This is a genomic window from Vibrio sp. 10N.237.312.B06 (assembly GCF_041464685.1).
Classification (GTDB): domain Bacteria; phylum Pseudomonadota; class Gammaproteobacteria; order Enterobacterales; family Vibrionaceae; genus Vibrio; species Vibrio tasmaniensis_A.
Window position 1 is genome coordinate 1 of sequence record NZ_JBFSPI010000025.1, and the last position, 12,064, is coordinate 12,064.

Sequence of the window (12,064 nt, forward strand, 5' to 3'; positions counted from 1 at the left end):
GCGGACAACTTAACGGTACATGGGCTAACCTAAATATCGAGTCGATAAATCCTTGCAGCGCTCTCAATGGCATAGAAAAAACTCGTTTCACCATGAGTGCTGTCGTGATAGCTAAATCACTGAACCGACGCGGCCTCCCGCGCTTATTCTGTTTGCTTTGCGCCCAGCCGCTTATCGCCTCTTCATCAATCCAAAAGGTCAGAGAGCCACGGTTAATGAGTGATTGATTGTATTGCTTCCAGTTGGTTGTTTTATAACGAGGTTTAGGCATAGGGCTACGAGAGGGAGTGAATGTAGCTGATCAGATCGTAGGTTCTGGATTTAGTTCCACTGAATTACGCAACAAAGCCTTTCTTGTTCGATCAAAATGTCCATTTTACCTCCTAAACTGATATGACATATAAGGCCTTTTATAATCCATTTAAACCACTTGCAACGTGGTCGCCCCACGCAAGCCAATTAAGTTGCCAAACGGGTCTTCGATTTGACACATAAAAAGCCCATTTTCAATTGCCATTGGGCCTCTATACAGTTTTGCACCAAGTTCTTCAAAATGATCCAGTGCTTTATCTAAGTTGTTTACCGACCAATATAAAACTGTCCCGCATTTACCCGAGCCTACTTTTTCGTCTGCTTGTACTATCTCAAGAGAAAAACCGTTTAAATTGAGCACGGTAAAGTCGAAACTAGGATGATAAACAGAGACAGCTGTAGGAAAGGCTTTTTGATACCACTCGATGCCCAATGCGACATTTTGAACATGAATAAGAATCGCTGTTGGAATCATAGTCTCCCTCCTACTATTTAACAGTAACTAGTATGGTGTGCCGTCCTTTCTAGAGGGAGTCCATTCACCAGAACTTTCAACAATCCATTTGAAATCATCATCTGGATAATGGGCTTCGTCTTTTGCAACTCGGCTCCCTATAACTATAAATTTAGCTTGTTCGCTACTGCGGTTTATTAAATGATGACCATTTTCGACCCTAGCAGGGAAGCCAATACACATTCCTGCAAATAATGTCTGCTCACCGTCATCACTGACTAAACATAGCTCACCATCGAGTACATAAAGAAATTCATCTGACCTTGTGTGCCAATGGCGAAGAGCCGACTGCGCATTCGGTTCTAATACTTCCAGATTCACACCGAACTGAGTGAGCCCAAAAGAATCACCTAAACTTCTGCATTCAGATTGACCAAGGCGAGATTTAAATGGCTCTGGAAATGGGTTAAACGTATCACCTTTTATGCTTAATGCTTGTTTCGCTTTCGTCATTAATTGCCCCTGTGCATAACGCTTTTCAGTCGGGATATAGTCATTTGCTTCTGTCTATCTTGCTCAACCTTTTTAAGCAACTCAAGCCATATATGATGGTCATGTGATTTTTGTACGCACATGAGTGATGGGTTACGAAAAAAACACCTGCACTCTAGGATTGTTCGTTAGCATATGTATTACAAAATCAACTCACCATTAATGAGTCAATCATCGGTCGTTACACACTTTGGGGAAAAAGTGATTTAGCTAACCGCCTTTCTATCATGTGATCACCAAGCGATTCTGTCAGACTACATCACGACAGTGCAATGGTTTGCCTCATAGGCATGTTGCGCTGCTCGTTGACTCATGAAGTAAGTGAGTCAAAGTAGAAAAATGAGACTTCGTAAACGCCCTAGAGTAGTGGGTTGGGCTAACTTTACGGTTTGTTGACTTGTTCTTGGTGTAGCGGGTCTTGATTGATTTTAGTGTGTGGCATGAGGGGTTCTCAAATCGGTTAGATTGTTTTAATTAACGACTGCGCAATGCGTTTAAATGAGGCAAAGCAGGTATCAAAATCATGGGGGTCGGTGTTAAACACCATAGGGGTAACAAAGTCCTGAAAGCGTTGGCGAAAAACTGGGTTATCTTCAAGCTCTTTTAGCCCGAGCTGTAGCTCTTGTTTGGGGTTAGCAACAAACTCAGCGTGTTGATTACCAAAGCGATCGATATCTTCTTTCAATACGTTGTTAAACAACGCTGTCATTGCTGTAAGGTCGAAGTTTTCCAACTGTGCCTCGGTCTTTAAAATGCAGTAAACATCATAGATATGGCGTACAAGCGTGGCATCATCCTTACGTTGCGCATCACGCTTTACGGACATGGTACGGCGCAACATCGAAATCACTTTTTCAACCAAGGTCGCTTGAATAGAGACGCAATCAAACGCTTTTACTTCTTGTGGCTGTTGATACAGTTCCGCTACCAATGATTGGATCGGCCGAAGTTCTACATCCAGTAAGGGAATCGTCTCTATTAACTCAAGTTTAATGATGGGGCGAAGACATGGCGCTTGGCTAAACTGCTGCGGGTATCTGAGTTCAAGTTCAACATAGCGATATTCATCACGAACGAGACGCGACTCAACTGTAAATCGCTCTGTTTGAGTGATCGCCATTTCAATCTCGTGAATGCATGTCTTGCGGGCGGTTTTCTTTTGGCCGCGACTCAGCTCACCAAATTCTTGGTGGGGAATGAGTTTTATATCCACATCTTCTGACATTCTCAGGATTTTAACGTTTGACTTGGCTAGAGCAGTGCCCCCAGAAAAAACCATTTGATGATGCACCGGAGTCACTTTCGCTAATTCGGCAAGCAAGGCGACGACCCAGTAATCTTTTTCAATAATGGCTGGGTTTCCGAGCTCAAGCGCATCTGAAACCTCAAGGAATTGTTGTTTTAGTTTTTCCATATTAACTCGGTGAGTTTAATACTCGGTTACCGACAGCCAACTTGCGATTAAACTGTTTAGGATTCCACGAGTATTGAATGGAGGATGGGATTTGGGTGCTTTTACCAGCTAGGCTTTGTAAAGACAGTTTGTCCATCTCAAAATCGACACCTTTCATCTTTAAAATTTCACGCATCAAAGCATCGCTTCCGCCAGGGTTTGTGGGCATGGGTCTGCCGGTTAGACTATTCATTCTTGCCTTTGTGTATAGACCATAACCAAGTTTGATTAACTCACCTTGCTTAACTAACTGCCTTAACGCTCGACCGATTTGGTCGTAGCTAGCAAAACCATCAAAGTCTTTGCGCTCAAAAACATAACGTCTTGAGCGCTTTATCTTTTGATAAACGCGTTCAACTGCTGTCATTTGAACCTCCTGCTTTCATACGTGTGGGTAGTATAACGCAACCTTATGATGACAGGAAGAAATACGGCATATCAAAAGGAAGACATGCGGCGTGAAAAATAAAAACAAGACCATAATTTATTGTTTTATTTATATTATTCTAATGATTTTGAAAAGTGACCTTCCTATAAATGGTATCCTAACCTTACTGTGAGTCATCCCTTTATTACTTTTATAACGGTTGATTAAAGGGTTAACACCCAAGCGAAAGCGGCTAGGGGTTTTAATTCTGCACTGAAGTAACCGACACCATTTTCCACATACAGCGTCTGTTGTTGGACGCCTTCAATATGTTCTTGGAGCGTATAGCTTCCGTCAGCGATGCCTAGTTTTTGAATAACCTCTGCCGTCACCTTCAGCTGAATGAGGTCTGTTTTGCTTTGGCTGAAGTTAGCCGCGGCGATAACCAGTTCTTGGCTATCAAAACGCAAGAAAGCATAAACAGAATCACTTAGCTGATTGGATTGGTGTAAGTCTTGGTACGCTCCGGTCATCGATGAATGATTCAGTGAAAAGGTCATCACTTGTTGATAGAAGAGTCTGAGTTGCTTTTCGTCATCGTTGAGCTGCCCACCATCGAACTTTCCTCCGTTCATCCATTTTTGATGTTGAGGAACACCGATGTAGTCAAATATAGACGTGCGAGAAGGTTGCCCAAAGCCTGCGTTCTCCGCGCCCGATTCGCCGACTTCTTGCCCGAAGTAAATCATGGTGGGAGAGCTACTTAATAGCGCACTGACTAACATGGCTGGTTTGGCGATGTGTGGGTTACCAACAAACTCAGGAGACGCGACACGCTGCTCATCGTGGTTGTCTAAGAAGTGCATCATGTGGTGTTCGATGTCCATCATTTGATGTTGGATCTCAGGGATGATTGCCGTTGAAGCCTTACCTTGCATGATTGCTTTTAGGCCGTCGTAAAGATCGACTTTGTCATACAGGTAGTCCATTTTACCCAAGCGAATGTAATCACGATAAAGGTCCGGTTGATACACTTCCGCCATTAAAAAGGCGTCTTGATTCTTTACTTTTATTGATGAATTGAGATAGCTCCAGAATTCGACCGGTACCATTTCTGCCATATCGTAGCGAAACCCATCGACGCCTTTTTCTAACCAATATAAGGCGATGTCTCGAAACTTAATCCATGAATCCGGCACATCAACGTGCTGCCAGAAATGGTAGTGGGCGAGGTGATCACGCATCGCGTAATCGTCCGGTAGTTCAGGGAAGTCTTTTGAACCGTCTGGTCGCACGCCATAGTTAATTTTTACGGTTTCATACCAATCGTCGAAGTTGGGTTTGCTCAAGCGCGATCCGTTTCCTGTCCATTTGGCTGGGGATTCAAGAAACGGTGAGGCTAAATTCGGGTGTTGTTCGCCACCAAGAGGAATGAACGCAGGGTCGATCTCGGGCAGTTCAAATGTGCTGTCAGGAATGTAATAGAAGTTATTGTTGCGATGATACTCAACAGTCGTGTCATCTTGATCGGCAAAGTCACGTACGCCTTCTGGGTTATTCAAGCCTTGGTAATTACGGGCAATGTGGTTAGGGACGATATCAATGATGACTTTCAAACCATTGTCATGGCTTCTTTTGATCAAGGCTTCGAATTCCTGTAAACGCTGCGCTGGATTGTCAGCAAGATCTGGGTTTACGGAGTAGTAATCTTTGACGGCATAAGGTGAGCCAGCCCGTCCTTTCACAACGCTTGGATGATCGTCTGAGATGCCGATGTGCTTGTAGTCGTTGATCACAGCATGATGTGGTACTCCGGTGTACCAAATATGAGTGATGCCGAGTTCTCTAATTTCTGTCAGCGCTTTATTGGTGAAGTCACTGAACTTGCCTACGCCATTTTGTTCAATGGTTCCCCAAGGTGTGTTCTGTGTATTCTGATTGCCGAACAAACGGGTAAAAACTTGATAGATTGAATGTTTCTTGTTGTACATACTTATATTCCATCTTGAGAAGTGGAGGTGTAAGGCTTTGCCATTGAAGTTGTGCTAGACGTTATGTTTGATATAGACGTTATGTTTGGTATAGAAGTTATCGTTAGGAGGCTAGCGTAATCAGAATGCGGCTTTATCCTCCTTGGGTAAGAAAATCGGGGCGTAGTTGCAGCGGTATGTGAGCGGCTGCTCAAAAAAAGGGAGGTTAATACCTCCCCTCGCTTTTCCCCAAAAAAACAGGCTCGTCTGTGATGATTATGTGAATGTGAAGCTTATTGTTTCGTCACAGATACCACGGCTTTTTCTGCGCTGTCATTGAGTTGATGAATCGCATTCAGTGTGAATGTGTAGTTGCCGGCTTCGGTTACATTTAACTTACAGTCGCCTTCGCTGCCAATGTTGATCGAGCCCTGAGCTAAGTCGACGGAGTTACAGCCAATATCCAAGATACCCCAAGTAGAACCGCCAAACTTGAAGCCATATTCACCCACAGCCAGAGCGCTACTGACAGAGTAAACGCCGTTACCAACGAAGTTCATCGCCCATGCGTCCGTCGGGTTCCATCCGTTCATTGCACCACGTACATAGACGGTCGTTTTGCCATATGGCGGAATCTTAGATACGTCCTTTTGTGAGTTATCAACCGATAACCCAGCACCTTGTGACGCGCCTTGAGTTTGCACAAACACAGCGGTGGTTAATGGCGGTACGGTGAAAGTCTCAGCGGAAAAGGTGGCGCCTTTGACGATGTCATCGGCAGAGTTCTTCTGAATGGTATGGAGTGTAAAGCCCGTCGCTCCCGTGATCTTGAACGATTGAGATTTACTCGTTGAGTTTACAACAACCACAATCGCATCAGCGGTTGGATCTAGGTCTTTGCCTGTGGAGATTCCGTCATCAATAGACATCACGATCAGGCCTTCGATTTGATCTTTGCCCACATTGCGGAAGTCGACACGCTTCATGACTTCTTCTGCTGTGTCTAAGCGGAACAGTTCACTTGATCTGCGGATTTTTAACAACTCTAGGAATTGCTGCTTGGTGAGGTCAATATCCTCTTTTGCAGGCTTGGCTGTGCTGTCGGCAATGATGGTTTTGATGAGTTCCCAATTGGCACCATCTTTGTCTTCACGAGGTAAGCCAACATTCCAGTTATTGCCAGTACCATCAAACATCACACGGTTGTACCAATCGCCAGAGTCGTAAGAATCACGCTGCATTGATTTAGAACGTAACAGTTCAGACCCCATGTGGATGAACGGGATACCTTGGCCCAACATGACGGTCGAGAGCGATACAGACTGCATACGAGCACGTTCAGCAGAGCTTGTACCTTCGGCGATTTTGTAAGCGTTGTTATCCCAAAGAGTTTGGTTATCGTGCTTGGAAACGTAAGAGATGTTCTCTGACGGCATTTTGGTGTAGCCGGCAGGTGCGCCGTTGTAGTCGACGTTTTTGCCCAGTTTGGTATCGCCTTTGTAATCCAGTAATACGTATTCGGCTAAGTTACCGGCCATGCCTAAGCGCACAAGATCTTGGTTGTGTAAACGACCGTTGACTGAATCTTGATCAACCTTGGTTTCTTCGTTGGCAAACGCGGCGTTACCGAAGCCTTGGTTAAAACGAAGTGGGTGCTTACCTTCAGAATCGACACCGCCATCAAATGGGCTACCGCCGCGTACTGCATCACGCAAACGGTCAGAGAAGGTGCCAATTTCGGTGCCTGCCATATTGATCTGGTTGGCTTGTTCGAAGCGAGCGTTGTTTGCTACTTCGCCAAAATCCCAACCTTCGCCATAGAACAGGGTATTTGGGTCGATCTTGCGCACTTCTTTCAATGCTTCAACCATTACGCTTTTTGGCTGGTGGCCCATTAAATCAAAACGAAAACCATCAACCTTATAGTCGTCAGCCCATACCTTGAGTGAGTCGACCATCAACTTACCCATCATTAGGTTTTCAGTTGCGGTGTTATCACAACACGTTGAGGTTTCTACGCCACCTGTGTTCACATTCAGGCGGTGATAATACCCAGGGACGATCTTATCCAGTACGGACTTATCGTTCACGCCAGACGCATTGGTATGGTTATAAACCACGTCCATGATCAGTTTCAGATCCATGTCGTGCGCAGCTTTAACCATTTGACGGAATTCTAGAATACGTTTTGAACCGTTAGGATCTGTCGCGTAACTTCCCTCTGGAACGGTGTAATGAAATGGGTCGTAGCCCCAGTTGAAACTATCTAACATACGCAGATCGTTCATTAGAGCTTGGGCATCGCCTGTTGAAGAGTTATAGCTGTTGAGTACGGCTTCGATGGTTTTGTTTGCATCTTCGGTGCCGCATAAAGTCGCTGTTGGTTTTACGTTACAGAGTTTGCCAACGGTGTCGGTGATATCCACGCGGCTCGCGTCATCTTCATTGATGGTAGCGATATCGAATGCCGGTAAGATATGAAGCGTAGTTAAACCGGCATCTTTCAGAGCTTTCAAGTGTTTTACTGACTCACGATCGGCTTCTGTTAGCGCTAGGTACTTGCCGTTTAAGCTTGCTGTACCTAACTTATCACTGAAGCTAAAATCACGAAGGTGTGATTCGTACAGTACGTGGTCTTCGTCTTTCTTCACCGTTGGGCGCTTATACCCAGCCCAACCTTGTGGCATCAGTGTTGAATCATCAAGGTCAATCACTTGTGAGTATGCTGAATTCTTCGACAAGCCGAGTGAGTATGGGTCGGTCACAAGGCGAGTTTCGATATTACCAGTGGTTGGGTGGTAGACCTTCACTTGGTAACGGTAATAACTATTCACGGCGTTAGAAATTGAATCCGTTGCCCAAATTCCTGATTCCAAGCTTTCCGTCATTGGGATCACTTTTGAACTTTGTCGGTCTTCGCTGTAGAGGACGAGCCCAACATCTTGCGCAGTAGGAGCCCAAAGTTTGAAGGTCGTCGTGCTGCCTTCCACAATCGCCCCCAGTGTTTCTCCGATTGCGTTACCGGCCTCTTCGTTGGCAAATACAGCATCAAGTACGCCGGGCTTTTGAACTTCAGTTGAAGAGATAACGTCGCCATTCGCATTATACGCAACAACAATGATCTGAGATTTCAAGATGGTGCGCAGCGTGCTGGCGTCAACATCAATTGATAAAGCGGGTAGGCTTGCTAGATGACGGAAGCGTTCTTTTAATGCAGAGGATAGCTTGCCATCTTTTTTGAGTTCAACGGCCTGCCCACCGACGATCGCCTTATCATCGTTTATCGTGATGCTGTTATCGAGTGCGTAGAACAACTTGAGATAATCGGCACCGTCTGCTGCTTCCCAAGCGATTGTGTTTGAGTCCAACCAATGTGCCTTCTGGCCATCAATCTTAACTGGGCGTTCTGAAATCGGTTCGTAGTACAGCGCGCTGCTGCCATGGAAACCGAATACAGATTGAGATTGACTCAGTTTGGTGAGATCAATTTTCGAGTTGGCGCTGCCAAACGCCTTATCGCCGCCATTATGCAAGATGAAGTTGATGCACTTATGAGGGTCGGATGCATCTGGGTCGACTTTCAATACGTAGTAGGCGCCATAGGTATCATTGATGCCCTTGAATTCATAAGGTACATCCCAGTCAGTCCCATTGTTACCTAATCCCATGCCGACTAAGTCAGTGCTCGTACAACCTTCACCATTCCAAAGATGAAGCCCCCAGCCGTCGTAGGTCGAGCCAGAAGCGCGAGCCGCTGCAACATCACGTTTGTAATAAATAACAACTTCGTTTTCAGCGGCTTTATATAGACTATTGCTGTCAGAGTTTGTTTTGCTAGTGTCGCTTCCACAGCCTGCTATCAAGGTCGCGGTGACGAGAGGCAATATCGCCTTAGTTAAAGCTGAACGTTTAAAGGTGTTTGTTTGCGCAATATTGAAGCTCGTTGTTTTTGCAATCTTCAAGGTACTTTGTAGAATCTCGTGTTTATTGGTATTTATTTCGTTCACGTTTTGATATCCATATTTTTTACGAAGATGAATATCCTAGGCTTAACGATGCTCCACTATTTGTGACGCTTATGTATTAAGTTATTTTTAATCCGTAAAAATAGGAAACCTAGTGTCGATATCACGGATTGTGGTGGTTAACGCGCTTTTTTATTGGTTCAATAGCTCATAAAATACAGTTGGTTAGCCATAGGCGTAGAAGATAGGAGTAGTCGCTAGGGGTGATAACTACGCCTTATTTATGTGAGCTTAGTGGCACTTCACTCGTAGGTTGTTTTTCCTATCAAAAAAAGTTTGTACTCATTCGCCTCAAATAGCCTTAGTGAGTCTTTAATGTGGAATGGTGACGCTATGTTGTTCATTATCCAAAGGAGTTGATGTTGTCTTCATCTATTCAAATCGCTATTACTTATCTGGTATTGGTAGCGGTATCTGCGTTGTTTTCAGAAAGTTCAAAAGCGCTCTTGGTGTGGTATTTAGTTATCGGAATAGTGACGTTTTTTGTGTACGCGAAGGACAAGAGAGCGGCAATCAATGGTAATTGGCGTGTACCAGAGAAAACTCTGCATATTTTTTCTGTTGCTGGTGGTTGGTTAGGGGCGTTAATTGCTCAAGATAAACTGCGTCATAAAACGCAGAAGCAACCATTTAGATTTGTATTTTTCGTGACGGTGTCACTTAATGTTGTGGCTTTTGTCTGGACGTTAACGCCGAGCGGGCAGGCGACATTTGGTCAATGGCTAAGTGAGATTATTAAGCTCTTTTAAAGAAACGGATGGTTGCACCGGTGTACTAACCATCAATAGATAAAGTAAGTCGATTAGATCATCGGAATCGTCGATGCTAAAAGTAACCCTGCCATACCATAGTTGAAGCTTTTGATGCGTACTGGTGTTGTTAACCAGTGTTGCAGTTGTTTACCTGCCGCTGTCCAGAATGTCACAGAAGGCAAATTGGCTAATGTGAATATACTGGCGATGATCGCGAGCTCCCACCATGAACTACCACTGCTGTACACTGAAATTGCCGTCAGCGCCATTGACCAGCCTTTAGGGTTCACCCACTGAAAACTCGCTGCGCCAATGAAAGTCATGGGTTTGTAAGCCTCGGTGCTTTTGGCTTTGCCGCTCAATGCTATCTTAATCGCAAGGTACACGAGGTAAGCAAGACTCAGGTATTTCAAGATTTGGTGAGAGACCGGATAGGCGTTAAAAATCCCCATTAAGCCGAAGCCAACCAATAGCAACATGGCTGCAAAACCCAGTGCAATGCCCAGCATGTGCGGAATAGTACGGGCGAAGCCAACATTGGCTCCTGATGTCATGAGCATGATGTTATTTGGACCTGGTGTGAAGGTCGAGACAAACGCAAACAAGGCAAGTGCGCTAAGTTGTTCTAAAGGCATTGTGATTCTCCAGCAGTAAAATGAACGAAGTGACTGACCGGTCATGACTTTCACGTGTTGAGAAACATAGTAGGTGGAAAGTGAGGCAATTATGTGCTTTTATTTCCTCAATTATCACTTAATGCACAATAATAAGTACTTATGGATAGATTTGACGAAAGGATATTGCAAGAGCTTAAATTGGACGGCAGAATCTCCAACATTGAGCTTTCAGAACGTATAGGATTGTCGGCTTCAGCGACCTTAAGGCGAGTACAGGATCTCGAGCGTAAAGGGATCATTCAAGGTTACCGTGCGGTTCTGGATAATGGACTGATGGGCGTTGGCTTTATTGCTTATGTTTCGATTGGCTTATCGAGCCATAGCAAAGCGGCTCAGCTAGAGTTTGAACAGCACGTCAGTATGGAAAAAGAGGTGGTGGAGTGCCACAACATTACTGGTGCCAATGAGTACTTGCTAAGGGTAGAAACAAAAGATCTACCGGGCTATAAGAAGTTTCATGCCGATGTGCTTGGGGAATGTGCTCAGGTGCAATCTATTACGACTATGGTTGTGATGGACACCCCCAAAGATGAACGTTAGTCGAGTTTTATTTCAGGAGAGGCGCAGTGCCAAATACTAACCAGTTGTTGTTGTTCTTAGATGTGGTTCAACAAGGGTCGTTTACCAAAGCGGCAACTTTACACGATATGGACAACTCATCGCTCTCTAAACAGATAAAAAAGCTTGAACAAGATTTAGGTGTTCAGTTGCTCAACCGTTCTACGCGTTCGTTCTCGTTGACGTCGGCAGGGGAAGATATTCTTGCGCAAACCTATGTACTGAAAGATACTATTAATCAGATTCAAGGCATTGCCGACTCGTACCAATCTGAGCCCAAAGGTGTGTTACGAATTACGTCGCCGATCTATTTTGGTCAGCAATACTTGCAACCTATTATTACTCAGTTCATGAGAAAGTATCCGGATGTTCAGATTGTGCTGTCACTAGACGACAAGATCGCGAATATTATTGCAGGGCAGTTTGATATCGCGTTTCGCTTCAGTAAGCTCGTTGAATCCAACTTGATTGCCAAGAAGATTGCCGACAGTAACTTCATGCTCGTTGCATCGAACGACTTTGTGAAAAAGCACGGTGAGCCAAAGACGCCACAAGATTTGCTCTCTTTACCTGCGGTTATCTATACCAATGGCGATATGACGGTTGATCATCTGCGTATAAGTGAAGAGCCACATGGTAACACTTTCCAAAGCCTGACGATTCGTGGCAACTATAAGGTCAGTGATGTTCGCACCATGGTGTCTTGCGTAAAAGATGGCTTAGGTTATGGCTTCCTTGACCAATCAAACTTGTATGCCTCAATGAAAGAGTTGGGCTTGGTTACGTTACTTCCTGATTATGCAATATCGACGGTTGATACGGCTATTTATGCTGTGTATCCGCATCGTAAGCAGACCAAATTGGTGAAAGAGTTCATTACTACGGTTCAAGACTATATTGGCTCTCCGACCATTTGGGAGAAGATGCAGCAAGGTTAGTTGGAA

General features: G+C 44.7%; 11 protein-coding genes. 3 read left to right on the forward strand and 8 right to left on the reverse strand.

The genetic code is table 11. From position 1 onward, the window contains the following. The 7 genes from AB6C75_RS09035 to pulA all read right to left on the reverse strand — a co-directional run. The coding region (locus tag AB6C75_RS09035; RefSeq protein WP_170961672.1) for a transposase at nt 1–271 on the reverse strand (271 nt) is incomplete at its 3' end. A 150-nt stretch (nt 272–421) separates the two neighbouring features. Further along, nucleotides 422–787, reverse strand: a complete 366-nt coding sequence (locus tag AB6C75_RS09040; protein ID WP_017104306.1) for a VOC family protein — start codon at nt 785–787, stop codon at nt 422–424. Nucleotides 788–814: 27 nt separating this feature from the next. Further along, on the reverse strand, nt 815–1,279 hold the full coding sequence (locus AB6C75_RS09045) for a cupin domain-containing protein (RefSeq protein ID WP_017104305.1): 465 nt from the start codon (nt 1,277–1,279) through the stop codon (nt 815–817). A 499-nt stretch (nt 1,280–1,778) separates the two neighbouring features. After that, complete coding sequence (locus AB6C75_RS09050; RefSeq protein ID WP_102249439.1) at nt 1,779–2,732, reverse strand: nucleotidyl transferase AbiEii/AbiGii toxin family protein; 954 nt, start codon at nt 2,730–2,732, stop codon at nt 1,779–1,781. 1 nt (nt 2,733) lies between these two features. Next, the gene (locus AB6C75_RS09055) at nt 2,734–3,138 is read right to left on the reverse strand and encodes a DUF6088 family protein (RefSeq protein ID WP_017104303.1); all 405 of its coding nucleotides are present in this window, start codon (nt 3,136–3,138) and stop codon (nt 2,734–2,736) included. Between the two features lie 224 nt (nt 3,139–3,362). Continuing rightward, the gene (locus tag AB6C75_RS09060) at nt 3,363–5,129 is read right to left on the reverse strand and encodes an alpha-amylase family protein (protein WP_372107596.1); all 1,767 of its coding nucleotides are present in this window, start codon (nt 5,127–5,129) and stop codon (nt 3,363–3,365) included. Nucleotides 5,130–5,401: 272 nt separating this feature from the next. Beyond that, nucleotides 5,402–9,115: a pullulanase-type alpha-1,6-glucosidase gene (gene pulA, locus AB6C75_RS09065; RefSeq protein WP_372107597.1), complete on the reverse strand. Its 3,714-nt coding sequence runs from the start codon at nt 9,113–9,115 to the stop codon at nt 5,402–5,404. A gap of 377 nt (nt 9,116–9,492) precedes the next feature. Between pulA and AB6C75_RS09070 the strand changes: the two genes are divergently transcribed. After that, nucleotides 9,493–9,882, forward strand: a complete 390-nt coding sequence (locus AB6C75_RS09070) for a DUF1294 domain-containing protein (protein ID WP_017101556.1) — start codon at nt 9,493–9,495, stop codon at nt 9,880–9,882. Between the two features lie 53 nt (nt 9,883–9,935). Here the strand turns inward: AB6C75_RS09070 and AB6C75_RS09075 are convergent, their stop codons facing one another. Beyond that, on the reverse strand, nt 9,936–10,520 hold the full coding sequence (locus AB6C75_RS09075) for a LysE family translocator (protein WP_029223716.1): 585 nt from the start codon (nt 10,518–10,520) through the stop codon (nt 9,936–9,938). Nucleotides 10,521–10,661: 141 nt separating this feature from the next. Here AB6C75_RS09075 and AB6C75_RS09080 point away from each other — a divergent pair, with 141 nt between their 5' ends. Further along, nucleotides 10,662–11,102: an Lrp/AsnC family transcriptional regulator gene (locus AB6C75_RS09080; protein ID WP_009845852.1), complete on the forward strand. Its 441-nt coding sequence runs from the start codon at nt 10,662–10,664 to the stop codon at nt 11,100–11,102. 26 nt (nt 11,103–11,128) lie between these two features. Continuing rightward, a complete protein-coding gene (locus AB6C75_RS09085; protein ID WP_372107598.1) occupies nt 11,129–12,058 on the forward strand; it encodes a LysR family transcriptional regulator in 930 nt (309 codons plus the stop codon). The last annotated feature ends 6 nt before the right edge of the window (nt 12,059–12,064 follow it).